Annotated in this window: 23 protein-coding genes; 15 read left to right on the top strand and 8 right to left on the bottom strand. The window is 69.5% G+C overall.

What is annotated here, in order from left to right; genetic code table 11:
* Window positions 1-109 precede the first annotated feature (109 nt).
* From QMX82_RS20735 to QMX82_RS20715, 5 genes are all read right to left on the bottom strand, one after another.
* Window positions 110-1,504: a sensor histidine kinase gene (locus tag QMX82_RS20735; RefSeq protein WP_282287101.1), complete on the bottom strand. Its 1,395-nt coding sequence runs from the start codon at window positions 1,502-1,504 to the stop codon at window positions 110-112.
* Window positions 1,501-2,178: a response regulator transcription factor gene (locus tag QMX82_RS20730; protein WP_133860350.1), complete on the bottom strand. Its 678-nt coding sequence runs from the start codon at window positions 2,176-2,178 to the stop codon at window positions 1,501-1,503. Before QMX82_RS20730 ends, QMX82_RS20735 begins: the two co-directional genes overlap by 4 nt.
* Before the next feature lie 58 nt (window positions 2,179-2,236).
* Complete coding sequence (locus tag QMX82_RS20725; protein ID WP_208693256.1) at window positions 2,237-2,788, bottom strand: chorismate mutase; 552 nt, start codon at window positions 2,786-2,788, stop codon at window positions 2,237-2,239.
* 402 nt (window positions 2,789-3,190) lie between these two features.
* Window positions 3,191-3,475 (bottom strand): cell division protein ZapA, encoded by a 285-nt coding sequence (gene zapA, locus QMX82_RS20720; RefSeq protein ID WP_158889594.1) that lies wholly within the window; start codon window positions 3,473-3,475, stop codon window positions 3,191-3,193.
* Window positions 3,472-3,747: a hypothetical protein gene (locus QMX82_RS20715; RefSeq protein ID WP_282287094.1), complete on the bottom strand. Its 276-nt coding sequence runs from the start codon at window positions 3,745-3,747 to the stop codon at window positions 3,472-3,474. The genes zapA and QMX82_RS20715 overlap by 4 nt, the downstream gene beginning before the upstream one ends.
* Window positions 3,748-4,047: 300 nt before the next feature.
* On the opposite strand from QMX82_RS20715, the gene arnB reads away from it, so the two are divergent.
* Genes arnB through QMX82_RS20670 form a run of 9 tightly spaced genes read left to right on the top strand, consistent with a single transcriptional unit; the run spans window position 4,048 to window position 14,521 of the window.
* Window positions 4,048-5,196, top strand: a complete 1,149-nt coding sequence (gene arnB, locus QMX82_RS20710; RefSeq protein WP_208694875.1) for a UDP-4-amino-4-deoxy-L-arabinose aminotransferase — start codon at window positions 4,048-4,050, stop codon at window positions 5,194-5,196.
* Window positions 5,193-6,182 carry an undecaprenyl-phosphate 4-deoxy-4-formamido-L-arabinose transferase gene (gene arnC, locus QMX82_RS20705; protein ID WP_068384540.1) on the top strand — a complete coding sequence of 330 codons (990 nt, stop codon included), beginning with the start codon at window positions 5,193-5,195 and terminating at the stop codon, window positions 6,180-6,182. Before arnB ends, arnC begins: the two co-directional genes overlap by 4 nt.
* A 14-nt stretch (window positions 6,183-6,196) precedes the next feature.
* Window positions 6,197-8,176 carry a bifunctional UDP-4-amino-4-deoxy-L-arabinose formyltransferase/UDP-glucuronic acid oxidase ArnA gene (arnA, locus tag QMX82_RS20700; protein WP_442969405.1) on the top strand — a complete coding sequence of 660 codons (1,980 nt, stop codon included), beginning with the start codon at window positions 6,197-6,199 and terminating at the stop codon, window positions 8,174-8,176.
* A gap of 11 nt (window positions 8,177-8,187) precedes the next feature.
* Window positions 8,188-9,069, top strand: coding sequence for a 4-deoxy-4-formamido-L-arabinose-phosphoundecaprenol deformylase (gene arnD, locus QMX82_RS20695; RefSeq protein WP_208694873.1), 882 nt, complete (start codon window positions 8,188-8,190; stop codon window positions 9,067-9,069).
* Window positions 9,066-10,709 (top strand): lipid IV(A) 4-amino-4-deoxy-L-arabinosyltransferase, encoded by a 1,644-nt coding sequence (gene arnT / locus QMX82_RS20690; protein WP_282287088.1) that lies wholly within the window; start codon window positions 9,066-9,068, stop codon window positions 10,707-10,709. Before arnD ends, arnT begins: the two co-directional genes overlap by 4 nt.
* Window positions 10,706-11,047 carry an EamA family transporter gene (locus QMX82_RS20685; protein WP_133860354.1) on the top strand — a complete coding sequence of 114 codons (342 nt, stop codon included), beginning with the start codon at window positions 10,706-10,708 and terminating at the stop codon, window positions 11,045-11,047. The genes arnT and QMX82_RS20685 overlap by 4 nt, the downstream gene beginning before the upstream one ends.
* A complete protein-coding gene (gene arnF / locus QMX82_RS20680) occupies window positions 11,044-11,445 on the top strand; it encodes a 4-amino-4-deoxy-L-arabinose-phosphoundecaprenol flippase subunit ArnF (RefSeq protein WP_282287086.1) in 402 nt (133 codons plus the stop codon). The genes QMX82_RS20685 and arnF overlap by 4 nt, the downstream gene beginning before the upstream one ends.
* The gene (locus QMX82_RS20675) at window positions 11,442-12,839 is read left to right on the top strand and encodes a UDP-glucose dehydrogenase family protein (protein ID WP_280309967.1); all 1,398 of its coding nucleotides are present in this window, start codon (window positions 11,442-11,444) and stop codon (window positions 12,837-12,839) included. Before arnF ends, QMX82_RS20675 begins: the two co-directional genes overlap by 4 nt.
* The gene (locus tag QMX82_RS20670; protein WP_282287083.1) at window positions 12,839-14,521 is read left to right on the top strand and encodes a glycosyltransferase family 39 protein; all 1,683 of its coding nucleotides are present in this window, start codon (window positions 12,839-12,841) and stop codon (window positions 14,519-14,521) included. Before QMX82_RS20675 ends, QMX82_RS20670 begins: the two co-directional genes overlap by 1 nt.
* A 20-nt stretch (window positions 14,522-14,541) precedes the next feature.
* Here the strand turns inward: QMX82_RS20670 and QMX82_RS20665 are convergent, their stop codons facing one another.
* The 3 genes from QMX82_RS20665 to QMX82_RS20655 all read right to left on the bottom strand — a co-directional run bounded on the left by QMX82_RS20665 (window position 14,542) and on the right by QMX82_RS20655 (window position 18,010).
* Complete coding sequence (locus QMX82_RS20665; RefSeq protein WP_282287081.1) at window positions 14,542-15,408, bottom strand: hypothetical protein; 867 nt, start codon at window positions 15,406-15,408, stop codon at window positions 14,542-14,544.
* 101 nt (window positions 15,409-15,509) lie between these two features.
* The gene (locus QMX82_RS20660; protein WP_282287079.1) at window positions 15,510-16,691 is read right to left on the bottom strand and encodes a M20 aminoacylase family protein; all 1,182 of its coding nucleotides are present in this window, start codon (window positions 16,689-16,691) and stop codon (window positions 15,510-15,512) included.
* 11 nt (window positions 16,692-16,702) lie between these two features.
* Window positions 16,703-18,010 carry an MFS transporter gene (locus QMX82_RS20655; protein WP_282287078.1) on the bottom strand — a complete coding sequence of 436 codons (1,308 nt, stop codon included), beginning with the start codon at window positions 18,008-18,010 and terminating at the stop codon, window positions 16,703-16,705.
* A 425-nt stretch (window positions 18,011-18,435) separates the two neighbouring features.
* Between QMX82_RS20655 and QMX82_RS20650 the strand changes: the two genes are divergently transcribed.
* The 6 genes from QMX82_RS20650 to QMX82_RS20625 form a co-directional block, all read left to right on the top strand.
* A complete protein-coding gene (locus QMX82_RS20650; RefSeq protein ID WP_282287077.1) occupies window positions 18,436-19,407 on the top strand; it encodes a PstS family phosphate ABC transporter substrate-binding protein in 972 nt (323 codons plus the stop codon).
* A 95-nt stretch (window positions 19,408-19,502) separates the two neighbouring features.
* Window positions 19,503-21,788 (top strand): ABC transporter permease subunit, encoded by a 2,286-nt coding sequence (locus QMX82_RS20645; protein WP_282287075.1) that lies wholly within the window; start codon window positions 19,503-19,505, stop codon window positions 21,786-21,788.
* Window positions 21,775-23,487 (top strand): phosphate ABC transporter permease PstA, encoded by a 1,713-nt coding sequence (gene pstA / locus QMX82_RS20640; protein ID WP_442969404.1) that lies wholly within the window; start codon window positions 21,775-21,777, stop codon window positions 23,485-23,487. The genes QMX82_RS20645 and pstA overlap by 14 nt, the downstream gene beginning before the upstream one ends.
* A gap of 200 nt (window positions 23,488-23,687) precedes the next feature.
* Window positions 23,688-24,515 carry a phosphate ABC transporter ATP-binding protein PstB gene (pstB, locus tag QMX82_RS20635; RefSeq protein ID WP_133860362.1) on the top strand — a complete coding sequence of 276 codons (828 nt, stop codon included), beginning with the start codon at window positions 23,688-23,690 and terminating at the stop codon, window positions 24,513-24,515.
* A gap of 58 nt (window positions 24,516-24,573) precedes the next feature.
* Window positions 24,574-25,299, top strand: a complete 726-nt coding sequence (gene phoU, locus QMX82_RS20630; protein ID WP_007161478.1) for a phosphate signaling complex protein PhoU — start codon at window positions 24,574-24,576, stop codon at window positions 25,297-25,299.
* 72 nt (window positions 25,300-25,371) lie between these two features.
* Window positions 25,372-26,012: response regulator (locus QMX82_RS20625; protein WP_282287066.1), on the top strand; the 641-nt coding region annotated here is incomplete at its 3' end.

Raw genomic sequence — 26,012 nt, 5'->3', positions numbered from 1 at the left:
GTGTTGGGCTTCGCTGCGCTCAGCCCAACCTACGGGGGTGCAGGGGCAGGCCGGATAGCCCCCTCTCCCTTGGGGAGAGGGTTGGGGTGAGGGTCGCTTTCCAGCCAACCTAGGAAGCCTCCACCGGCGGCACGACCAGGGGCGGGAAATGGATGGCCACGCGCAGGCCGTGGCCGCCGGTGGCGGTCGCCAGTTCGATGCCGGCGTCGTGGGCGGTGGCGATGTCGCGGACGATGGCCAGGCCCAGGCCGGTACCGTGGATGCCGCTGTCGAGGCGATAGAAGCGCTCGAAGATGCGTTCGCGCTCCGCCTCGGGAATGCCCGGGCCATCGTCTTCCACTTCCAGCACCGTGGCCCCGGCCTGGCCGCGCAGCCGCACCGTGACCTGACCGCCACGCGGGCTGTATCTGAGGGCGTTGTCGACCAGGTTGTCGAGCAGGTCGCGCAGCTGGAAGGCATTGCCCTGCACGGTCTGCGGCTCCAGTTCGTAGCCCAGGTCGATGCCGTGGCCATCGGCTTGGGACAGCTGGCTGGGCATGGCTTCGCCGATCAGTTCGTCCAGCCGCAGGGGCTCGCGCGGCGGGCTTTCCAGCCGCGCGGTGGCGGCGCGGGCCAGGGTCAGCAACTGGTTGGTCTGGCGGGTCATGCGCTCGGTGGCGGCCTGGAGTTGCGCCAGGGCGGCGGCGCTTTCGGCATCGCCGGCATGGCGCTGGCGCAGCCACTGGGTCAGGGTGCTGATGCCGGCCAGCGGAGTGCGCAGCTGGTGGGCCATGTCGTCGAGAAAGGCGCGCTGGTTGCGCGCGCCCTCGCGGATGCGCAGCAGCAGACCGTTGAGCGCGGTGACGAAGGTGCCCAGTTCGCGCGGCGCACCCTCTTCGCGCAGCGGCGCCAGGTCATCGTAGTGGCGGCTGTCGAGCTGGCGCTCCAGCCGTTCCAGGGGCTTGAGGCCCCGGCGTACCGCCCAGAGCAGCTGGGCGGCGATCAGCAGGGCGACCAGGATCTGCACCGCCACCAGGGTCAGCACCATGCGCTGCAGGGCGGCGGTGTGGCGACTCAGGGTCTGGGCCACGCTGGCCACCACCGGTTGCCCGGCCACTACGCCCAGGCGGCCGACCATGAACACCGAGCGATCGCTGATACGGGTGCGCAGGGCGGTGGTATGGCCGTCGCGCATCTCGTCGGTGATCTCCTGGACCGGCATGGCGGCATCGCCGAACAGCAGCTGGCCGTCGAGGCTGCGCACCGCCAGCCAGACGTGGTCGTGGCTGTTGTGGCGCAGCAGGTAGTCGGCTTCCGTCGGCAGCCACAGGCGGCCGTTGCCATCCACTTCCAGCTGTTCGAGCAGCAGGATCGCCGCATCGGTGAGATCGCCGTCCAGGGCGCTGAACGCCGGTTTGCGGGCGAACTGGTAGCTGACCACGGCGCCGCCGAGATTGACCAGCAGCACCGGCAGCACCAGCCATTTCAGCAGCCGTCGGCGCAGGCTGGGCGCGGTGGCGGTCATGGCGCGGCTTCTTCCAGGCGATAGCCGAAGCCGCGCACGGTGCGGATGCCGACCCCGGAGTCGGCCAGTTTCAACCGTAGCCGCGAGACATAGACCTCCACGGCGTTGTGGGTCAGGTCCTCGCTGCCCCAGGGGGCCAGGGCGTCGATGATCTGCTGCTTGGAGACCACCTTGCCGGCCTGGCGCAGCAGGTGTTCGAGCACCGCCCACTCGCGGGCCGAGAGATCCAGCGGGGTGTCGCCGAGGCGCGCCTGGTGGGCGGCGGTGTCCAGGCGCAGGGCGCCGAGGGCGAGGTCGGCGCTGTTCTGGCCACCGGCGCGACGAACCAGCGCCTTGATCCGCGCCACCAGCTCGGGCACGGCGAAGGGCTTGACCAAATAGTCGTCGGCGCCCACCTCGAAGCCGTGCACCCGGTCGTCGATGGCGTCGCGGGCGGTGAGCAGCAGCACCGGCTGGTCGCTGCCGCGCTGGCGCAGGCGGCGGACCACCTCGAAGCCGTCCAGCCCACCGGGCAGACCGATGTCCAGCACCACCACGGCGAAGCGGGTGGTGCGCAGCCAGGCGTCGGCCTCGGCGCCGTTGCGCAGGAGGTCGACCTGCATGCCATGGCCTTCCAGGACGCGGCGGATGCCGTCGGCGAGGGTGGCGTCATCTTCGACGAGCAGGATGTGCATGGGTGGTCCTCGGATTCAACGCGGTTCGGTCGTCGTGGCGCCGATTATGCACAGGCTCTCAGCGCGGCAGGGTGCAGAAATCGCCCAGCGCCCGCACCAGGGCCAGGCGGTGGAGATCATCGGGGCGTGCGGCGGCGAGATGGGCGGCGAGGGCGCGGTCCAGTTGCGCCGGGCAATCCGCGGCGGCGCGCACTTCGCCGGTGGCGGCGAGACCGCCGAGCAGCCTGGCCTGGAGTTCGTTCAGCTGGGTCCTGAGTGCCGTTAGGTCCGCCGTGCTGGCGGGCAGCGGCTGTTCGGTGCGCCGCCAGGCCTGCAGCAGGCCGTATTGCACCAGCTTGTTGGCTTCCATCTGGGCGGCGAAAAATATCTGGGCGGTGGCCGGGGAGACGCTGGCGGCGGGCGCGGCCTGGGCGACGTCCTGCAGCACCTGGCGTTCGCGGACTTCGTCCAGCACCGGCTTGCCGCTGTCGTGCTTGCTGCGGGCGACCTGATCGGCCAGCGTCAGGCGCTGGGCCATGGCGTCCAGCAGGGCCGGCAGCGGCGCCGGTGCGGCCTGGGCGCCGAGGGCGATACTCAAGAGCGGCAGGGCGAGCCAGCGAACACCCGACATGACGGACCTCCAGGGCAGGGAAAGGGCCCCGAAGCTCGCACGGGGTCGCGGAGTGGTCAAGATGAGCGGGGCAGGGCAGCTGCGCGGGAATGAGGGAGTGGAGGTGGCCCTCACCCCAACCCTCTCCCCGAGGGAGAGGGGGCGTCCGGCGTAGGGTGGAAAACCGCGGAGCGTTTTCCACGCGGGTGCCGTGCTCCCGTGGATGAGGCCGAGCCGTCATCCACGCTACGGAGTCGCGCGCAGGCGGAGCCTGTGGCTTTGGTAGGTTGGGTTGAGATGGCGCCATCGTCGAAGCCCAACACGGCGGAGTCGAGCCTATGCCGGAGCGGCGCCCTCACCCAGCTCTCGCCCAGGGGGGAGAGGGGGCAGAGCGGCGCGGGGGCCGTGCCTCTGTGGCTGAGGCTAGGCCTCCTGCGTCGCCCGTACCTCGGCGGTCAGGGCCTGGAGGCGGGCGTCGAGGGCGGTCAGGGCGCCGGCGTCGGCGGCGGTGTCCAGGCTCAGGCGCAGGGCGGCCAGGACCAGCAGCTCGATGGCATCACCGCGGCGGCGATCGCCCTGGATGGCGACCAGTTCGTCGCGCAGGCGGGCGGCGGCCTGTTGCAGGGCGGCGCGGTCGCCTTCGGCCACCTTGAAACGGTAGCGGCGACCGAGCACCTCCACCTCGTCGTCCGCGTTGGCGGTCGTCACTCGACGCTGGCCGCGTGGCGCTGCTCGGCGTCGGCGGCTACCGCCTGCTCGACGGACTGGGCGGAGAGCAGGGCCAGCAGGCCTTCGACACGCTGGCGGATGCTGGCGCCGTGTTCTTCCTGCTCCAGCAGACTCAGTTGCAGGGTGTCGTTTTCCTCGCGCGCGGCCAGCAGGGCCTGCTCCAGCTCCTGGGTGCGGGCGGTCAGGCGCTGGTTGTGCTGCAGCAGGCCGCGGATGGCGGTTTCCAGTTCGCTCAGGGTGTTGTCCAGCATGGGCGCGGTCGTCTCTCGTGTCAGGTTCGGGACTGCCAAGGCGGCAGGGGTCAGCATTCTAGGCCTCTCACCGACCACCGGCACCCCCTTCGTCACGGGCTAAGCCCTTGTTTTGCCAAGAGGTTCACGGGGGTGGCCAGCGAGCTGACCGGCTGTCAGGCAGTTGTCAGGTTGCGCTAAGGGGGCCGTAAGGCAAGACGCCTTAGCCTGGGCTCATCGCGTCGGCTGTCCTGTCCCGGCGCCCCTCGCTTCGGATGAGCCGCCATGACCGATCTGTCCCAGAGCACCGCCCCGCGTCAGCTGGACGAGCCTTTCCTGCCGTTCTCGCGGCCCAGCATCGGCGCCGAGGAAGTGGCCGCGGTGAGCAAGGTGCTGACCTCGGGCTGGATCACCACCGGGCCCCAGGCCAACCTGCTGGAAGAGCGCTTCGCCGATTCGGTGGGCGCCGCCCACGCCGTGGCCCTGTGCTCGGCCACCGCCGCCATGCACGTGACCCTGCTGGCGCTGGACATCGGCCCGGGCGACGAGGTGATCACCCCCTCGCTGACCTGGGTCTCCACCGCCAACATGATCACCCTGATCGGCGCCACCCCGGTGTTCGTCGACGTCGATCGCGACACCCTGATGGTTTCCGCCGAGCAGGTGGCCGCCGCCATCACCCCGCGCACCAAGGCCATCGTGCCGGTGCACTACGCCGGCGCCAGCTGTGACCTGACCCCGCTGCGCGCCCTGGCCCGCGAGCATGGCGTGGCCTTGATCGAAGACGCCGCCCACGCCGCCGGCACCCGCTACCAGGGCGAGTCCATCGGCCAGCGCGGCACCGCCATCTTCAGCTTTCACGCCATCAAGAATCTGACCTGCGCTGAAGGCGGCATGCTGGTGACCGACGACGCCACCCTGGCCGAGCGGGTGCGCCGCTTGAAATTCCACGGCCTGGCGGTGGATGCCTTCGACCGTCACGCCCTGGGCCGCAAGCCCCAGGCCCAGGTGCAGGAGCCCGGCTTCAAGTACAACCTCTCGGACATCCACGCCGCCCTGGCGCTGGTGCAGCTGGATCGCCTGGGCGACATCAACAGCCGCCGCCGGCTGCTGGCCCAGGCCTACACCCAGCGCCTGGCGCACCTGCCGGTCGCGCCTCTTTCGCTGCCCGACTACGCCCAGACTCACGCCTGGCATCTCTACATCCTGCGCATCTGCCCCGAGCGTTGCGGGATGGAGCGCGAAGCCTTCATGGCCGGCCTCAAGGCACGGGGCATCGGCACCGGCATCCATTTCACCGCCACCCATCTGCATCCCTGGTACCGCGAGCGCTGGCCGGCGCTGGCGCTGCCCAACAGCGAATGGAATTCGGCCCGGCTGTGCTCCATCCCGCTGTTTCCCGACATGACCCTCGCCGACGTCGACCGCGTGGTCGGCGCCATCGAAGACCTGCTGGAGAAAGGCGCATGAAGCCCTATGCCATCGACCGGGTATCCGTGGTGATCCCCGTCTACAACGAAGAAGCCAGCCTGCCGGAACTGCTGCGCCGCACCCGCGCCGCCTGCCGCCTGCTGGATTGCCAGGTGGAGATCATCCTGGTCGACGACGGCAGCCGCGACCGCAGCGCCGAACTGCTGCAGCAGGCCGCCAGCGAGCCGGATAGTCCGGTCGTGGCGGTGCTGCTCAATCGCAACTACGGCCAGCACTCGGCGATCCTTGCCGGCTTCGAGCAGGCCCGTGGCGATCTGATCATCACCCTGGACGCCGATCTGCAGAATCCGCCGGAAGAGATCCCGCGCCTGGTGCACACCGCCGCCCAGGGCTACGACGTGGTCGGCACCGTGCGCCAGCAGCGCCAGGACTCCTACCTGCGCACCCTGCCGTCGCGGCTGATCAATCGCGCCGTGCAGCGTTCCACCGGCGTCGCCATGCGCGACTACGGCTGCATGCTGCGCGCCTACCGTCGCCAGGTGGTGCAGTCGATGCTGGCCTGCCACGAGCGCAGCACCTTCATCCCGATCCTGGCCAACAGCTTCGCCCGCCACACCACCGAGATCGAGGTGGCCCACGCCGAGCGCGAACACGGGGATTCCAAGTACGGCTTCCTCAAGCTGATCAACCTGATGTTCGACCTGCTGACCTGCATGACCACCACCCCGCTGCGCATGCTCAGCCTGTTCGGCGGTGGCCTGGCCATCTTCGGCTTCCTCTTCGCCGCCCTGCTGCTGGTGCTGCGCGTCACCCACGGCGCCGAGTGGGCGGCCGATGGCGTGTTCTCGCTGTTCGCCGTGCTGTTCATCTTTACCGGCGCCCAGTTCGTCGGCCTCGGTCTGCTCGGCGAGTACCTCGGCCGGGTGTACCACGACGTCCGTGCCCGGCCCCGGTTCCACGTGGAACAAGTGATCCGCGCCGCCACCCTTTCTCCTTCGCCGGCGCCGCTGCGCCAGGTCCAGTAACAGGAAAGCCCCTGATGAAAACCGCCATCGTCTTCGCCTACCACGACATCGGCTGCGCCGGCCTCGCCGCGCTGATCCAGGCCGGCTATCCCATCGCCGCCGTCTTCACCCACCCGGATGACCCAAGCGAGAACCGCTTCTTTGGTTCGGTGGCCCAGCTCTGCGCCCGCCACGGCATCCCGGTGCACGCCCCGGAAGACGTCAACCACCCGATCTGGGTCGAGCGCATCCGCGCCCTGGAGCCGGATTTCATCTTCTCCTTCTACTACCGCAACCTGCTGTCCAACGACGTCCTGGCCTGCGCCAAGCGCGGCGCCTACAACCTGCACGGCTCGCTGCTGCCGCGCTATCGCGGTCGCGCCCCGGCCAACTGGGTGCTGGTCAACGGCGAGACCGAGACTGGCGTGACCCTGCATCGCATGGTCCAGCGCGCCGACGCCGGCGCCATCGTCGCCCAGCAGCGCGTCGCCATCGCCGCCGACGACACCGCCCTGACCCTGCACGCCAAGCTGCGCGAAGCCAGCCAGACACTCTTGCGCGACAGCCTGCCGGCCCTGGCCGAAGGCCGCCTGACCGAACGCGAGCAGGACGAGAGCCAGGCCACCACCTTTGGCCGCCGCAGCGCCGCCGATGGCGAGCTGCAGTGGAGCCGTCCGGCCGTGGAGCTGGGCAACCTGGTGCGCGCCGTGACCCAACCCTATCCGGGCGCCTTCGGCTGGATCGGTGATCGCAAGCTGATCGTCTGGAGCGCCCTGGCGCGTCAGGAAGCCCATGGCCAGGCCCCCGGCAGCGTGCTGAGCCTGGAGCCGCTGCGCATCGCCTGTGGCGAAGGCGTCCTGGAAATCCAGGCCGGCCAGTTGGGCGACAACGGCCTCTATCTGTCCGGTCCGCAACTGGCCCGCGAAGCCGGCCTGGTGGCCGGTGCCCGCCTGCACCGCCAGGATCGCCGCGCCAAGCGCCGCACCCGGGTGCTGATCCTCGGCGTCAACGGTTTCATCGGCAACCACCTCTCCGAGCGCCTGCTGGCGGACGGCGAGTACGAGGTCTATGGCCTGGACATCGGCTCCGACGCCATCGAGCGGCTCAAGGCCGATCCGAATTTCCACTATGTCGAAGGCGACATCTCCATCCACACCGAGTGGCTGGAATACCACATCAAGAAGTGCGACGTGGTGCTGCCGCTGGTGGCCATCGCCACCCCCATCGAATACACCCGCAATCCGCTGCGCGTGTTCGAACTGGACTTCGAGGAAAACCTCAAGATCGTTCGCCACTGCGTGAAGTACGGAAAGCGCGTGATCTTCCCGTCCACCTCCGAGGTGTACGGCATGTGCCAGGACGAGCGCTTCGACGAAGACCGCTCCAACCTGGTGGTCGGCCCGATCAACAAGCAGCGCTGGATCTACTCGGTCTCCAAGCAGCTGCTCGACCGGGTCATCTGGGCCTACGGCGCCAAGGGCCTGAAATTCACCCTGTTCCGCCCGTTCAACTGGATGGGGCCGCGCCTGGATCGCCTGGACTCGGCGCGCATCGGCAGCTCCCGCGCCATCACCCAGCTGATCCTCAACCTGGTGGAAGGCACCCCGATCAAGCTGGTCGACGGCGGCGCCCAGAAACGCTGCTTCACCGACGTCGACGACGGCATCGAGGCGCTGTTCCGCATCATCGAGAACCAGGGCGGTCGCTGCGACGGCCAGATCATCAACATCGGCAATCCGGACAACGAAGCGAGCATCCGCGAGCTGGCCGAAGAGCTGCTGGCGCAGTTCGAGGCCCATCCGCTGCGCCATGAATTCCCGCCCTTCGCCGGCTTCCGCGAGGTGGAGAGCAAGAGCTTCTATGGCGACGGCTACCAGGACGTGGCCCACCGCAAGCCCAGCGTGGAAAACGCCCGCCGCCTGATCGACTGGCAGCCGAGCACCGCCATGGCCGCCACCGTCGGCAAGACGCTGGACTTCTTCCTGCGCGAAGCCATGGCGCAGCGGGAGGCCTGATGAACACCCTGATCCCGGCCAGCCTGCGCATCGACGTGGACACCTATCGCGGCACCCGCGAAGGGGTGCCGCGGCTGCTCGACCTGCTGGACGAAGCCGGGGTCAAGGCCACCTTCTTCTTCAGCGTCGGACCGGACAACATGGGGCGCCACCTCTGGCGCCTGGTGAAGCCCACCTTCCTGTGGAAGATGCTCAGATCCAAGGCCGCCAGCCTCTACGGCTGGGACATCCTGCTGGCCGGCACCGCCTGGCCGGGTCGGCCGATCGGCCGCGACCTCGGTCACCTGATGCGCGAGACCCGCGCTCGCGGCCACGAGGTCGGGCTGCACGCCTGGGATCACCATGCCTGGCAGGCCCATACCGGCAGCTGGAGCCTGGAGCGCCTGGGCGCCGAATTCGGTCGTGGCCTGCAGGCCCTGGAAGACATCCTCGGTGGCAAGGTGGACTGCTCCGCCGCCGCCGGCTGGCGCGCCGATCCGCGCGTGGTGCTGGCCAAGGAAGCCTTCGGCCTCAGATACAACAGCGATTGCCGCGGCAGTGCGCTGTTCCGCCCGCGGCTGGGCAACGGCAGCCACGGCACCCCCCAGGTGCCGGTGGACATGCCGACCTTCGACGAGGTGGTCGGTCCGGAGCTGGCCGCCGGTGACTGGAACAACTATCTGCTCAAGCGCTTCCGTCCGGGGGCGCTCAACGTCTACACCCTGCACGCCGAGGTGGAAGGCATCGCCTTCGCCGAGGACTTCCGCGCCCTGCTCAAGGCGGCGCGGGAGGAGGGCGTCCTGTTCCTGACCCTGGGCGACCGCCTGCCGGCCGATCCGCGCCAGTTGCCCGCGGGCAATCTGGTGCGTGGCAGCCTGGCCGGACGCCAGGGCTGGCTGGGCGTGCAGGCATGAGTCGGCGGCGCCTGTGGATGCTGCTGCCGCTGGCGCTGCTGGCCTATGCCTTGCCGCTGGCCTGGCGCGGCCTGTGGATTCCGGACGAGTCGCGCTATGCGCAGATCGCCCAGGAACTCTGGCGGCGTGGCGACTGGGTGGTGCCGCACTTCCTCGGCTTGCCCTATTTCGAGAAGCCCATCGGCGGCTACTGGACCCAGGCCATCGCCCAGGCCTGGCTCGGTGATTCGCTGCTGAGCGTGCGCCTGGTGCCACTGCTGGCCAGTCTCGCCACCGCCGCCCTGGTGGCGCGCCTGACCCGGCTGATCTGGCAGGACCGCCCGCTGGCGCTGCTCGCCGGGGTGGTCTATCTCTCCTGCGTGGCCGTGGCGGGGCTGGCCACCTACGTCACCCTCGACGCCCAGTTCGCCTTCTGGATGGCGCTGGCGCTGCTCGCCCTCTGGCAGGCCCAGGCCGCTGAAACCCGTAGCGCGGCCCTGGGCCAGTGGGCGCTGCTGGGACTGGCCTGTGGCTGCGGCCTGCTGACCAAGGGCTTTCTCGCCCTGGTGCTGCCGGTACTGGTGGCCGTGCCCTTCTTTTTCCTCCAGCGGCGCCTGGGCGAGTTGCTCCGCCGCGGCCCCCTGGCGGTGCTGGTGGCGATCCTGGTGGTGGCGCCCTGGGCACTGCTGGTGGCCCGGCGCGATGCGGATTTCTGGAATTTCTTCTTCTGGCACGAGCACATCCAGCGATTCGCCGGCCAGGATGCCCAGCACGAGCGGCCGTTCTGGTTCTATGGCCCGGTGCTGCTGCTGGCCATCCTGCCCTGGGCCGGCCTGCTGCCGCGTACCCTGGGCCGGACCTGGCAGGAGCGCCGCCATGCCGGTACCGCCTTCCTCGGCATCGCCGTGGTCGGCCAGTTGCTGTTCTTCAGCTTCAGCCGCGGCAAGCTGCCCACCTACCTGCTGCCGACCCTGGCCGCCCTGGTGCCGCTGCTGGCGCGCACCCTGCTGGAGGCGGGCCGGCGCGACGCCACCGGTGCCCTGCGCCTGAACGGCCTGTGCAATCTGCTGCTGGGCCTTGCCGGTGTTGCCGCCCTGCTGATCTATGGCGGTCGCCTCTACGAGAGCGGCGAAGGCCTGACCCGCACCCTGGCCCTGCTGGCGCCCCTGGCACTGCTGCTGGCCGGCCTGGCCACCCTGGTCTGGCCGCGGCGCACCCTGCTGGCGCCGGCCCTGGCGCTGTGGGTGCTGCTGCCGCTGCTGTCCATCGCCCTGCCCAACAGCCTGGTCGACAACAAGCTGCCAAGCACCTTCATCCAGGCCCAGCTCGGTCATTTCAAGAATGCCGGCCTGCTGGTCAGCAACGACCTCGGCGTGGCCGCCAGCCTGGCCTGGGCCACCCACCGCGACGACGTGGTGCTGGTGGGCGGTCCGGGCGAGCTCAAGTACGGCTTCGCCCGCGAGCCGGCCAGCGGTCGCCTGATCGAAGAGCGCGACCTGGCCGCCTGGCTCGCCGCCCATCGCGACCAGGGTCCGGTGGCCATCCTCTTGCGGGTCGACGGCCCCAGTGATCGCCAGCTGCTCGACAGCCTGCCCGAGCCCGGCGAGAGCATCGCCAGCGAGCGCCTGGTGCTGCTGGTCTATCCGAGGCCGGCGCCATGACCGCCCTCGACGGCCTGCTGATCGCCGTGGTGATCGGCCTCACCTGCGCCGGCCAACTGGGCCAGAAGCGCGCGGTGACCGCCGGCAATGCCCTGGCCGCGCGACTGCGCTCGCCCTGGCTGTGGGGCGCCCTAGTCTGCCTGGGCCTGGCCCTGCTGGTCTGGTGCGCGGTGCTGCAGCGGGTGCCGGTGGGCGTCGCCTATCCCTTGCTCTCGCTCAACACCCTGGCGGTGACCCTGCTGGCGCGCCTGGTGTTCGGTGAGGCGGTGGATGCCCGCGCCTGGTGTGGCTGCCTGTGCATCGTCGCCGGCGCCGCCCTGCTGGGAGGCCAGCTATGAACGGCCTGTTGCCGCTCGGCCTGAGCATCCTGCTCACCACCCTCGCGCAACTGTCTCTGCGCGCCGCCCTGGTGCGGCTGCCGGCGATGGCCACCTGGCTGAGCACGCCGTCGGCGCTGTTCGACGCGGCCGGGCTGCTGCTGGCCCTGGGCATCCTCTGCTACGGCCTGTCGCTGCTGGCCTGGCTGGCGGCCCTGGCGCGCCTGCCGCTGGGCCGCGCCTATGCGGCGCTCGGCCTCTCCTACGTCTTCGTTCACCTCGGCGCGGCCTGGCTGCCAGGCGCCACCGAATCCTTCACCCCCTGGAAAACCCTGGGCGTCGCGCTGGTCGTGGCCGGCGTCGCCCTCGTCGGCGGGCCCCGCGCCAGCGCCGCTCCCACCCTGAGGAATACCCTATGAACATCAGCGTTTTCGGCATCGGCTACGTGGGTCTGGTGCAGGCCGCCGTGCTGGCGGAAGTCGGCCACCAGGTGGTGTGCATGGACATCGATCGCGCCAAGATCGACAAGCTCAAGCGCGGCGAGGTGACCCTCTATGAGCCGGGTCTGGAAGAGCTGGTGCGCAGCAACCTGGCCGCCGGCCGCCTGGTATTCACCCACGAGGCCGCCGAGGCCGTGGCCCATGGCGCCGTGCAGTTCATCGCCGTCGGCACCCCGCCGGCCGCCGACGGCTCGGCCGATCTGTCCGCCGTCTTCGCCGTGGCCGGAACCATCGCCCGCCTGCGGCGCGAGCCGCTGATCGGCCAGCCGGTGTCCCGCGATCCGCTGCTGGTGGTGAACAAGTCCACCGTACCGGTGGGCACCGGCGACCGCGTCCGCGCGCTGATCCACGAGGTGCTCGCCGAAGAGGGTCGCACCCTGCACGTGGAGGTGGTCTCCAATCCGGAATTCCTCAAGGAAGGCGCCGCCATCGCCGACTGCAAGAAGCCCGATCGCATCGTGGTGGGCACCGATTCGCCGGTGGCCCGCGACGTGATGCGCGAACTCTATGCGCCCTTCAACCGCAACCATGACCGCATCCAGTGCATGGACCTGCGCAGCGCCGAGCTGGCCAAGTACGCCGCCAACAGCCTCTTGGCGGTCAAGATCAGCTTCATCAACCAGATCGCCGAACTGGCCGAGCACGTCGGCGCCGACATCGAGGCGGTGCGCCAGGCCATCGGCGCCGATCCGCGCATCGGCCACCACTTCATCTACCCGGGCTGCGGCTACGGCGGCTCCTGCTTCCCCAAGGACCTGCAGGCGCTGATCCGCACCGGCGAGGAAAACGCCGTGGAGCTGGACCTGCTGCGCGCCGTGGAAGCCATCAACGTGCGTCAGAAGACCAAGCTGTTCGAGCGCATCAACACCTACTTCGACGGTGACCTGCGCGGCCGCACCTTCGCCCTCTGGGGGCTGGCCTTCAAACCCAACACCGACGACATGCGCGATGCGCCCAGCCGGGTGCTGATGGAGGCCCTCTGGGAGGCCGGCGCCAAGGTGCGCGCCTTCGATCCGGTGGCCATGGCCGAGGCCCAGCGCCTCTATGGCCACGACGAGCGCCTGGCGCTGATGGGCACCCCCGAGGCCGCCCTGGCCGGGGCCGATGCCCTGGTCATCTGCACCGAATGGCAGCAGTTCAAGGCACCGGACTTCGATCTGATCGCCCGCCAGCTCAACCAGCCGGTGATCTTCGACGGTCGCAACCTGTTCGATCCCGAGCGCATGGAGCGCCGCGGCATCGAATACTTCGCCATCGGGCGTGGCGCCGCCCTGGGCGGTCCCCAGGTCGCCCGCCGCGTGGATGCCGCCTGATGGTCTCGCCCATGCCCCTGACCCCACGCAGCGCGCCCCTCTTCGCGCTGCCGGCGGCCAGTCGCCTGCGCCGCGAAAGCCTGCTGCTCGGGGTGGCCGCCACCCTGATGTTCACCCTCGGCATCTGGAACCAGGCGCCCCAGGGCTTCGACGGTCGCTGGGCGGTCTTTCTCGGCGAGATGTTTCGCCATGGCCCGTCCTTTTTCGCCACCACCTACGGCCAGCCCTATCCGGACTATCCCGGCACCGCCACCTGGCTGAGCTGGCTGGCCGCACGGGTGATCGGCGCGCCCAATCACCTGGCCAACGTGCTGCCCACCGCCCTGGCCTCGGCCGCGGTGCTGGCGCTGACCTATCGCCTGCTGGCCGACACCCGCCGCACCTGGGCGCTGCTCACGGTGCTGCTGGTGGCCCTGACCCCGCAATGGCTGGAAAAGGCCCGCGCGGTCTGCCTGGACCAGCTGGTCGCCCTGGTGGTGCTGCTCTGCTTCTACCTGCTCCATAGCGCCGACCGCGACGGCCGCCCGCTGCGCCGCCTGCTGGTACTGCCGCTGTTCGCCCTGGGCTTCGCCATCCGCGGCCCGCTGGGGCTGATCGAGCCCTGTGGCGTGGTCTGCCTCTACTGGCTGGTGGTCGCCTGGGGCGAGCCGGCGCGGCGCACCCTCGCCGTGCAGCGCCTGCTGGGCTACGGCCTGGCCGGTCTGGCCTTGCTCGCCCTCGGCTGGTGGACGCTGATCCAGCTGGCCCATCACGAGGGCGGGGCGGACTTCGCCGCCGAGGTCTGGCACATGCAGGTCAGCGGCCGGCTGGACGAAAGCGGCAAGCCGTTCTGGTTCTATCTGCAGCTGGGGCTGTATCGCTATCTGCCGGTGCTGCCGCTGGCGCTGCTGGTGCTGCTGGCCGAGCGCCGTCGTCTGCTGGCCTGGCCGCACACCGCCCAGCGCCGCCTGCTGCTGGGCCTTGCCGGGAGCGGTCTGCTGATCCTGGTCGGGTTGTCCATCCCGCACTTCAAGCGCGCCTACTATGTAGTGCCCATGGTGCCCTTCCTGGCTGCCATCGCCGCCCATGGCCTCCTGCGCGCCGAGGGCTGGTTCCGCCGGGTCGCGCCGCTCTACACGGCACTGGTGCTGGCGCTGCCGGGGCTGGCCCTGGTGGCCATGCTGGTCTGTCGGCATCTCTGGCAGCGCCACGGCTACTGGCCGGATGTCTCCCTGGCGTTGCTGGTACCGGTCTTCGTCGCTCTGCAGCTCGCCGCCCTGGTCAGCTGGCGCCGGCTACACGGCAACCGCCGCCTGCTCACGCTGAGCGCCCTGGCGCTGGCCGCCCAGTGGCTGATGCTGGTCACGGTGGTGGAGCCGGCCCAGGACCTGCAGTACGACACCCGCGGCTTCGTCCAGCAGGTGGAGGGTCTGCGTCAGCAGCAGCCGGGTCCCCTGGTGTTCTTCGGCCTCGGCCAGGACAGCTGGGCGATCCGCTACATGATGAACCTGGACCACGACGAGCAGCCGATCTTCATCGCCCGGCCGCAGGTCGCGGACCTGGCGCACCTGCCGTCCGGCGCCTGGATCATCCTCGCCCGCGACGACCGTGAACTGCTGGCGGGTACCCCGCTGGCCGACCTCACCCCAGTGCTGGGTCGCCGCCTCAACGGCAATCCCTGCCTGGTGTATCGCCTGCCCTGAGGTACCCGGAGCCGCTCGCCCTAGCGGTCGGCTCCGGATTCTCGCGACAACTCCAGGATGCGGTTGCGCCCCTGCTCGGCGACCAGGTAATGACCGTCGCCGCGGCGGATCAGGGTCTGCGCCGAGCGCAGGTGCGAGAGCACCGTGACCAGCTGGCCGTCGGGCTGCACCAGCAGCACCCGGGCGCCGTGGGTGGCGTCTTCGGTGATCCACAGGCCGTCGGCCGAGCACTGCACGAAGCCCGGCGCGTCGAGACCCGCGGCGACCAGGGTATCGGTACCCCCGGGTTGCCACTGCTTGACCCAGCCCTTGGCCTTTTCGGTATAGAACAGCCGGCCATCCGGGCAGCGCGCCACCCCTTCGCCTTCTTCCAGGCCGTCGCGCAGCACCGCCAGGCGGCGTTGCAGCGGGTCGTAGCTGAGCAGGCGACCGCGCGGCAGGTCTTCGATGGCATAGAGGGTCTGGCCATCGGTGGCGACGCCCTCGACGTCGTTGCCGTCGAACAGGGCCTGGCGCTGGCCATCGCGCAGGAGAAACACCGGCAGCGGCCCGCCTTCCTGGCTGACCACCAGGCCGCCCTGGAACATGACCAGGCCATCGGGCTTGGACAGTTCGCCCAGCACCGGCTGGCGCTCGCCGCTGGGCAGCAGCCGCAGCAGGCCGCCGCGGCGACTGGAGAATTCCTGGGTCACGAACAGGCCGCCATCGGCATCCAGGGCCAGGGCGCTGACCATGGGGATGTCGGCGGCGAATTCCCGATAGCGCCAGCCCTCGGCCGCACTGACCGGATGGAAATGCCGCCAGGCCGGATAGGCGAACCCCGCCGCCAGCACGGCGACGCCCAGCGCCAGACCCTGGCGCCAGCCCAGGCGCGGAACACGTCGCATGGCGACCTCTCGAGGTTGGGGGATGACCCTGCAGGCTAGCGGCCCGCGCGTGAAGATTCCGTCGCCGGCACCCCGGGTGAGGGTGCCGGCGGGGCGGCGCCTCAGGCGGTGAGGAAGGCCTCGGTCAGCTTGACCCAGTAGCGCGCGCCGACCGGCAGCAGGGCGTCGTTGAAGTCGTAGGCCGCGTTGTGCAGGTTGGCGCTCGGGCCATTGCCGACGAACAGGTAGCAACCGGGCACCTGCTGCAGCATGTAGGCGAAGTCCTCGCTGGCCGGGATGGGCGCGAAGGGATGCAGGGCCTCGGCGCCGAAGTGCTCGACCGCCACCTGGCGGGCGAAGGCGGTGGGGCCGTCGTGGTTGACCAGCACCGGATAGCCGCGCTGGTAGTCCAGTTCGGCAGTGGCGCCGAAGCTTTCCGCCTGGGCGCGCACCAGGGCGCCGATGCGCTGCTCCAGCAGGTCGCGGGTGCTGTCCTGGAAGGCGCGGATGGTGAGCTTCATCTCCACCGCATCGGGGATGACGTTGGAGGCCTCGCCGCCGTGGATGCTGCCCACGGTGATCACCGCGGTGTCCAGCGGCGCCACGTTGCGCGAGACCACGGTCTGCAGCGCCATCACCGTGGCCGCACTGGCGACGATGGGGTCGACCGCCTTGTCCGGCACCGCGCCGTGGCCGCCCTGGCCGCGGATGCGCAGGAGGGCGGTGTCGGACGAGGCCATGGCGGCGCCTTCGACGAAGCAGAACTTGCCGGTGGGCACACCGGGCATGTTGTGCAGGCCGAACACCTGGTCGCAGGGGAACAGCTCGAACAGGCCGTCCTGCATCATTTTCAGGGCACCGCCCAGGCCTTCCTCGGCCGGCTGGAAGATCAGGTGCAGGGTGCCGTCGAAGGCGCGGGTCTCGGCCAGGCAGCGGGCGGCGGTGAGCAGGGTGGTGGTGTGGCCGTCGTGACCGCAGGCATGCATGCGGCCCGGGTGCTGGCTGGCGTAGTCGAGGCCGGTGGTTTCCAGGATCGGCAGGGCGTCCATGTCGGCGCGGATGCCCAGCACCTTGCTGCCGCTGCCGGCGCGCAGGGTGCCGACCACCCCGGTGCCGCCCAGGCCGCGATGGACTTCGTAGCCCCAGCCCGCGAGGGCGGCGGCCACCAGGTCGCTGGTGCGCTGTTCCTGGTAACCCAGTTCGGGATGGCGGTGGATGTCGCGGCGCAGGGCGACCATTTCCGGCAGGTAGCCGGCGATATGACGGGCGGTGGCGTCTTGATCCGCAGCAGTGGCAAGGCTCATGGCGATCTCTCTCAATCCAGGTGGCGTTCGGGATAGCTCAGCAGTGCCAGCCATCCTATCAGCAGCATGACGATCAGGTACCAGGCCGGGGCGAGCGGGCTGCCGGTGGCCTCGATCAGCCAGGTGGCGATGAACTGGGCGGTGCCGCCGAACAGGGTCACCGCCAGGGCGTAGGTCATGGCCAGTCCCGTGGCGCGCACCGGCCGCGGTAGGCCGGCGAGGATCAGCAGCAGCCCGGCGGTCATGTTGACGCTCATGGCGGTGATCACCACGAAGCGGGCGGCGAAGGCCAGGCCCTGGGTGGTGGGGTCATTCAGCCAGACGAAGGCCGGGTAGATGCCCAGCAGGGCCACCGCCAGACTGACCAGGGCCACCGGCTTGTAGCGCCCGAAGCGATCCAGCAGCAGCCCGGCGGCCAGGGCGGCGGCCATCTGTACGGCGCTGGAGGCCACCCCGGCCAGGTAGGCGCTGGTGGCCGGCAGGCCGACGATGCGGGTCATGTAGGTGGGCATGTAGAACTGCATCAGGTAGGTCAGCAGGGTCGCCGACATCACGATCAGCAGGCCCAGGCCGAAGCGCCGCGGATGCTCGCGCAGAAAGGCGCGCACCGGACCGCCCTCGACCGTGCCGGCGCCGCTCCAGGTCTCGTCCACCTGGCGGCGGATATAGAGGCCGACCGGAATGATCAGCAAGCCGACCAGGAAGGGGATACGCCAGCCCCAGGCGTGCAGCTCGGCCTCGGACAGGCTGCGGCTGAGCAGGGCGCCCAGGGCGGCGCCGAGCAGGGCACTGCCGCCCTGGCTGATGACCTGCCAGCTGACATGGAAGCCGCGCCGGCCGGGACTGGCCGACTCCAGCAGCAGGGTGGTGGCGGCGCCGATCTCGCCGCCGGCGGAAAAGCCCTGCAGCAGGCGCCCCACGAGCAGGATCAGCGGCGCGGCGATGCCGATCTGGGCGTGGGTCGGGGTAAAGGCGATCAGGGCACTGCCCAGGCCCATCAGGGTGATGGTCAGCAGCATCGCCTGCTTGCGCCCGTGGCGATCGGCATAGGCGCCCAGCACCATGCTGCCCAGCGGCCGCATGACGAAGCCGACGCCAAACACCCCGACCGCCATCAGCAGCGAGCCGTAGGGGGTGTCCGAGGGGAAGTAGAGCTGGCCGATGATGGCGGCGAAAAAGCTGAAGACGGTGAAGTCGAACATCTCCAGGCCGTTGCCGAGACTGGCCGCGGCGATCAGCTTGGCGCGCGAGGGCGTGGCGCCCGCGCTGGCGGGAGTGGCGTCGGCGGGGGAGGAGGACGTCGGAAGAGCCTGGGCCATGGTGCGTTCCTCTGCACTGAGGTGAATGCTTAGCTATGCAAATGGTGGTCCGGCCCGTGGAGGCCGCGTGCCGGGGCGGTCGTGGCGGAGCCAGCGGCCAGGTCTGCGCCAGGGTGGTGCAGCGCAGGCTCCCTTGCAGCCTAGTCGAACCTGCCGGGGCGGCTGGCGCCGGCTCATAAATCCGTCACAATGCGCGCCTAGGCTCTGTACGAAAAATGCCTGCGCTCGGTGATGCTGCGTTAAAAATCAGCTCGGAATGCTCATTTACCCCTCGTGAACTCGTTCGCGAGCCCGGTCCGCTTCCTCACTGATTTTCGCCTTGCCTGACCTTCGCTCGGCGATCTTTCGTACAGAGCCTCGAGTGCCGGCTTGCGCCTGAGCGTCGCCGGCCCAGGCCCGTCTCCCATCCTCGCGAGGAATCCGGCATGGACATCAAAGGTCCGCTGACCGCTGTGGCGCTCGCCCTGGCGCTAGGTGGCACGACCGCTCGGGCCGAGGGCGTTGACCCGGCCATCCCCGCCTACCAGAAGGTCAGCGGAATCTCCGGCAATCTGTCGAGCGTGGGCTCCGACACCCTGGCCAACCTGGTCACGCTCTGGGCCGAGAGCTACAAGCGCCAGTATCCCAATCTCAATATCCAGATCCAGGCGGCCGGCTCGTCCACCGCGCCGCCGGCGCTCACCGAGGGCACCGCCGGCATCGGCCCCATGAGTCGCAAGATGAAGGATGCCGAGCTCCAGGCCTTCGAGCAGCGTTTCGGCTATCAGCCCACCGCAGTGCCGGTGGCCATCGATGCCCTGGCGATCTTCGTCAACAAGGACAATCCGCTGCGCCAGCTGACCCTGGAACAGGTCGACGCGATCTTTTCCAGCACCCGGCTCTGCGGGGGTCCGCACGAACTCAAGACCTGGGGCGACCTGGGCCTGACCGGCGACTGGGCCAAGCGCCCGATCCAGCGCTTCGGCCGCAATTCGGTGTCGGGCACCTACGGCTACTTCAAGGAAGCGGCGCTGTGCCGCGGCGACTTCCGCGCCAACGTCAACGAACAGCCGGGCTCGGCCTCGGTGGTCCAGGCCATCAGCCAGTCCCTGGGGGGCATCGGTTACTCCGGCATCGGCTACCAGACCGCCAGCGTCCATTCCCTGGCGCTGGCCCGCCAGGGCACTACCGACTTCGTCGCGGACAACCAGGAAAACACCCTGTCCGGGCGCTATCCCCTGGCGCGCTATCTCTACGTCTATGTGAACAAGGCGCCCAATCGCCCGCTCAACCCCCTGGAAGGAGAATTCCTGCGGCTGATCCTCTCGCGCAGCGGCCAGGAGGCGGTGGTCAAGGATGGCTATATCCCCTTGCCGGCAGCGGTGGTGCAGCAGGCCCTGAAGACCCTGGGCTACTGAATGCCCAGAGACCCTGCGCCCGCACCGGGCGTAGCGTCTCTGGCCGCCCATTCGCTGTAACCTTTCTGTCACACGACGTGATTAGGCTCTGCGCCATGATATCCCCGGTACCCCCGTCCCCGCCCGATCCTCGCGGCCCTGCTCGGCTGGACTTCAACACGCCTGCACTACGCCGGCGGCGGCGCTGGCGGGCCCTGCAGGATCGCCTGATACGGGGCTCGGTGCTGGCCGGTGGGCTGGCCGTGCTGGCTACCATCACCCTGATCTTCTTCTATCTGGCCTATGTGGTGCTGCCGCTGCTGCGTGGCGCCAGTCTGGAAGCCCAGCCGCTGCCCCAGCCCGACTGGCTGGCGGCCGCCGGGGCGCCGCTGCTGCTGGGCATCGACGAGCAGAATCGCCTCGGCCTGCACCTTTCCCGGGCCGGCGAGGCCACCTTCTTCACCCTGGCCGACGGCCAGCCGGTCATGCGCGAGCGGCTGCCGCTGCCGCCCGGTGTCACCATCAGCAGCCAGGCCCAGGACGCCCCGCGCGGACTGATCGCCCTGGGCCTGTCCGATGGCCGCGTGCTGGTGGCGCACAAGCGCTATGTCTCCCGCTATCCCCAGGGCACCCGGGTCATCACCCCGGAACTGGACTTTCCCTACGGGCGCGAGCCGCTGGACCTGGGCGCCGCTCGTACGGCCCTGGAGCGGGTCGCCATCGCCGGTGACGAGGACCTGCTGGTGCTGGCCGGCGCCCAGGGCAATCGGGTGACGGCCCTGCGCCTGGCCGGCCTGGCCGCGCCGGTGACCGGTGGCGCGGCCGTTCCCGTGCGTACCTCGCTCACCCTCGGGCCGCTCAACGCCGCGGCCAAGGCGCTCTACCTCGATCCCCGCGGTCGCTGGCTCTATGCCCTCAATGGCCGCGCCCAGGCGGATGTCTTCGACCTGCGCGACGGCAGTCTCAATGGCCACTACAAGCTGCTCGACGCGGCCGACGACGAGGTCACCGCCAGCGCCCAGCTGCTGGGCGGCGTGTCGCTGCTGGTGGGTACCGCCAAGGGCGGCATCGGCCAGTGGTTCATGGTCCGCGGCCAGGACGGCGAACCGGTGCTGAGGCCTATCCGCAGCTTCCAGCTGGGCAGCGCGCCCATCGTCCAGCTGGTGCCGGAGCAGCGGCGCAAGGGCTTCGTGGCGCTGGATGCCACGGGCGAACTGGGGGTCTTCCACAGCACCGCCGGGCGCACCCTGCTGCGTGAACAGATCGCCCCCGCCGCCGGGGTGCTGGCGCTATCGCCGCGCGCCGATCGGCTGCTGCTGGAGGAAAATGGCCGGTTGCTCGGCTTCCGCCTGGACAATCCGCACCCGGAAGTCTCCTGGTCGGCGCTGTGGGGCAAGGTCTGGTACGAGAATTACGAAGCGCCGGCGCGAGTCTGGCAATCCAGCGCCGCCACCGCGGACTTCGAACCCAAGCTGAGCCTGGCGCCGCTGACCTTCGGCACCCTCAAGGCGGCCTTCTACGCCATGCTGTTCGCCGCCCCCCTGGCCATCGCCGCGGCGGTCTATACCGCTTACTTCATGGCGCCGCGCATGAGGCGTACGGTCAAGCCGGTCATCGAGCTGATGGAGGCGCTGCCCACGGTGATCCTCGGCTTCTTCGCCGGGCTGTTCCTCGCGCCCTTCGTGGAAAATCACCTGCCGGGGCTGTTCAGCCTGCTGCTGCTCCTGCCGCTGGCCATCCTCGCCGCGGGTTTCGGCTGGTCGCGCCTGCCACTGAGTCTGCGCGAGCGCATCCCGGAAGGCTGGGAAAGCCTGCTGCTGTTGCCGGTGGTGCTGCTGACCACCGCCCTGGCGCTGTGGCTCAGTCCCTGGCTGGAAACCCTGCTGTTCGCCGGCGACCTGCGCCTCTGGCTGAGCCAGACCCTGGGCATCGCCTACGACCAGCGCAACGCCCTGATCATCGGCCTGGCCATGGGCTTCGCCGTCATCCCCAACATCTTCTCCATCGCCGAAGACGCCATCTACAGCGTGCCGCGCAGCCTGACCCTGGGCTCCCTGGCGCTGGGCGCCACCCCCTGGCAGACCCTGGTACGGGTGGTGCTGCTCACCGCCAGCCCGGGGATCTTCTCGGCGCTGATGATCGGCCTGGGCCGCGCCGTCGGCGAGACCATGATCGTGCTCATGGCCACCGGCAACACCCCGATCATGGATGCCAACCTGTTCGAGGGCATGCGCACCCTGGCGGCCAACATCGCCGTGGAGATGCCCGAATCCGAGGTGGGCGGCACCCATTACCGGCTGCTGTTCCTGGCCGCGCTGGTACTGCTTAGCTTCACCTTCCTGATGAACACCCTGGCCGAACTGATCCGCCAGCGGCTGAGGAAAAAATATGCGGCCCTCTAGCGCCGGCGCGCCGCAACAGCGGGGCATCGGGCAGCGGCGCTCCCTGGGCGCCTGGCTGGGGGGTGGCGCGCCCGGGGTCTGGCTCAGCGGCGGCGCCGTGGCCATCGCCGTGCTCATGACCCTGGGCCTGATCGGCATCCTCGCCGTGCGCGGCCTGGCGCACTTCTGGCCAGCCGAGGTGGTGCAGGCGCGCTACACGCCGCCGGGCCTGGAAGCGCGCCTGGTGCTCGGCCAGGTGGTGGAGCAGGAGACGATACCGGCCGAGCGGCTGCGCAGCGCCGGGGTGACCCTGCCGACGGACAGCGGCGAAACCCTGACCCGCGAACTCTTCAAGCTGGGCAATCGCGACCTCTATGGCAGCGACTTCGTCTGGCTGGTCGGCGACTGGCTGCGCGATCGCCAGACCCCGGCCGACGCCCTGGTGCTGGAGCGTCGCGAATGGGGCAATTTCTACGGCTATGCGCTGGAGGTGCGCGAAGAGGGGCGCCAGGTGGCCAAGGGCGCCGCGGCGGTGCCCGAACTGCAGCGGCGCCTGCTGCGCACCCGCGACCTGAGCGAGCAGTTGGAGCGTCTGGAAAAACAGGACATCGGCAGCATCAACTACGCCTTGGAACGCCTGCGCCTGGAGGGCCGCGGCCTGGAACTGGACGGCCGTCTCGACGCCACCACCCAGGCCGATCTCGCCGCCCGCCGCGCCGAGCTCGAAGCCCGTTACGGCGAGCTGGAGGACCAGCTCGCCGGCCTGCGCCAGGAGCGGCGCCGTGACAGCGTGGTGCTGCGCGACGTCGAGGGCCGCACCCTGGAACTCAATCTCGCGCGCATCGTGCGCGCCTACCAGCCCAACGCCATGGGCCTGGGCGCCAAGCTCGGCTTCTATGGCAGCAAGCTGTGGGAATTCCTCAGCGCCGATCCGCGCGAGGCCAACACCGAGGGCGGCGTCTTCCCGGCCATCTTCGGCACCGTGATGATGACCCTGCTGATGGCGGTGATCGTCACCCCCTTCGGCGTCATCGCCGCCATCTACCTGCGCGAATACGCCCGCCAGGGTCCGCTGACCCGCACCATCCGCATCGCCGTCAACAACCTCGCCGGGGTGCCGGCCATCGTCTATGGCGTCTTCGGCCTGGGCTTCTTCGTCTATGTGCTCGGCGGCTCGCTGGACCAGCTGTTCTTCCAGGCCAGCCTGCCGACGCCGACCTTTGGCACCCCGGGGCTGCTGTGGGCTTCGCTGACCCTGGCGATCCTCGCCGTGCCGGTGGTGATCGTCGCCACCGAAGAGGGCCTGGCGCGCATCCCCCGCAGCATCCGCGAGGGCTCCCTGGCGCTGGGCGCGACCCAGGCCGAGACGCTGTGGAAGGTGGTTCTGCCGCTGGCCAGCCCGGCGCTGATGACCGGGCTCATCCTCGCCGTGGCCCGCGCCGCCGGCGAGGTGGCGCCGCTGATGCTGGTGGGGGTGGTCAAGCTGGCGCCCGCGCTGCCGCTGGACGGCAACTACCCCTATCTGCACCTGGACCAGAAGATCATGCACCTGGGCTTCCACATCTATGACGTCGGCTTCCAGAGCCCCAACGTGGAAGCCGCCCGCCCGCTGGTCTATGCCACTGCGCTGCTGCTGGTGCTGGTGATCGCCGGGCTGAACCTGTCCGCCGTGTTCCTGCGCAACCGGCTGCGCGAAAAATACCGGCTGCTGGAAGAATAGTATGGTCCTTCAGAAGTTAACTACACGATTTTGGCGGCGCTTTCTCGGCGTGGACGGCGTTGCCACTCCTTGCCATAGCCCTGCTATGACTCGTCGCGGCGCCTGGCCCCCATCGGAGCGCCGAACCGTCAAAAATCACTCGCCAAATCTCGTGCGAACTTCTGAAGCGCCACACTAGCGCCCGCGGCCGAGGAGACCCCATGCCTTCCGATTCCTCCATCTTCAGAACCGCCGCCGCCTACGCGGCCAGCGCCCAGCCTGCGGCGAGCGAAGGTGGCGTGGCCCTGTCGGTGCCGCGGCTCAATCTGTTCTACGGCAAGAAGCAGGTCTTGCAGGACATCGCCCTGGAGATTCCGCGCCAGCGGGTCACCGCCTTCATCGGCCCCAGCGGTTGCGGCAAGTCGACCCTGCTGCGCTGCTTCAATCGCCTGAACGACCTGGTGGAAGACTGCCGCATCGACGGCGAGATCCTGCTCGACGGCCAGAACATCTATGCCCGCGGCACCGAGATCGCCGAGTTGCGGCGGCGGGTGGGCATGGTGTTCCAGAAGCCCAATCCCTTTCCCAAGAGCATCTACGAGAACGTGGTCTATGGCCTGCGCATCCAGGGCATCAAGCAGAAGCGGGTGCTCGACGAGGCGGTGGAGTGGGCGCTGCACGGCGCGGCGCTGTGGGAAGAGGTCAAGGACCGCCTGCACGAGTCGGCCCTGGGGCTCTCCGGCGGCCAGCAGCAGCGCCTGGTGATCGCCCGCACCATCGCCGTGCAGCCCGATGTGCTGCTGCTCGACGAACCCTGCTCGGCGCTGGATCCCATCTCCACCCTCAAGGTGGAAGAGCTGATCCACGAACTGAAACAGCGCTACACCATCGTCATCGTCACCCACAACATGCAGCAGGCGGCGCGGGTGTCCGACTACACCGCCTTCATGTACATGGGCCAGCTGGTCGAACACGGCGACACCGACACCCTCTTCACCAATCCGGCGAAGCGGCAGACCGAAGACTACATCACCGGCCGCTACGGCTAGTTCCAGGCAGGCCGGTGCCCCACCCGGCGACTCGCTCCTCTCAGGCAGGACTGACAGCATGATCAACAAAGAAGGCCACACGCAGCACATCTCCCAGCAATACAACGTCGAACTGGAAGAGGTCCGCAGCCACCTGCTGGCCATGGGCGGTCTGGTGGAAAAGCAGGTCAGCGACGCCGTGCGCGCGGTGATCGACGCCGATGCCGGCCTGGCGCGCCAGGTGCGCACCATCGACGACCAGATCGACATCATGGAACGCGGCATCGACGAGGAATGCCTGCGCATCCTGGCCCGCCGGCAGCCCGCGGCCTCCGACCTGCGCCTGATCATCAGCATCTCCAAGTCGGTGATCGACCTGGAGCGCATCGGCGACGAGGCCTCCAAGATCGCCCGCCGCGCCATCGAACTGACCGAGGACGGCGAGGCCCCGCGCGGCTACGTCGAAGTCCGCCACATCGGCGAACAGGTGCGCAAGATGGTCCACCAGGCGCTGGACGCCTTCGCCCGCTTCGACGCCGAACTGGCCCTCTCGGTGGCCCAGTACGACAAGCTGATCGATCGTGAATACAAGTCCGCGCTGCGCGAACTGGCCACCTACATGATGGAAGACCCGCGCTCCATCTCGCGGGTGCTGAGCATCATCTGGGTGCTGCGCTCCCTGGAGCGGGTCGGCGACCACGCGCGCAACATCGCCGAACTGGTGATCTACCTGGTGCAAGGCACCGACGTACGGCACATGGGCCTCAAGCGCATGGCCGAAGAGGTCAATCGGTCGCGCGAATGATCCGCCCGGTCACTCCCCGGGTGGCGTCCCGGACCTGCCTGCTATGCTGGAAGACTTGGCATGGAGTGACCGATGAGCAAGTTGAACGTACTGGTGGTGGATGATGCGCCCTTCATTCGCGATCTGATCAAGAAGGGCCTGCGCAACCTGTTTCCCGGGCTGGTGGTGGACGAGGCGGCCGATGGTCGCCGCGCCCAGACGCTGCTCGGCAAGCAGCGCTTCGACCTCATCCTCTGCGACTGGGAAATGCCCGGCATGACCGGTCTGGAACTGCTGAGCTGGTTTCGTGCCCAGCCGGACCACAAGGGCGTGCCCTTCATCATGGTCACCAGCCGCGGCGACAAGGAAAACGTCGTCCAGGCCATCCAGGCCGGTGTGTCCGACTACATGGGCAAGCCCTTCTCCAACGAACAGCTGGCGGCCAAGGTCAAGAAGGCCCTGCAGCGCACCGGCAAGCTCGCCGAGTTGCAGGCCGGCGCACAGCCACGCCCGGCCACCGGCTTCGCCAATGACTCCCTCGGCGCCCTGACCGCCGGCCGCAGCGACGTGGCCCAGCCGGTCGCCGCCCCAGTGGCGGCCCCGGTCGCCACCTCCAGTGCCGCCCTGCTCACCGGCGGCGCGCCGCCGCCCCCCGCCCGCGGCAAGCCCGCCGCCCATTTCGGCCAGGGCCCGCTGCGCCTGCCCAACGCCAGCATGGCCTGCCTGATCAAGGC

This window comes from Pseudomonas sp. PS02302, assembly GCF_029959585.1.
GTDB classification, from domain to species: Bacteria; Pseudomonadota; Gammaproteobacteria; order Pseudomonadales; family Pseudomonadaceae; genus Chryseomonas; species Chryseomonas aestiva.
The sequence above is the reverse complement of the archived record's forward strand: the minus strand, read 5'-3'. Positions and strand labels throughout refer to the sequence as shown.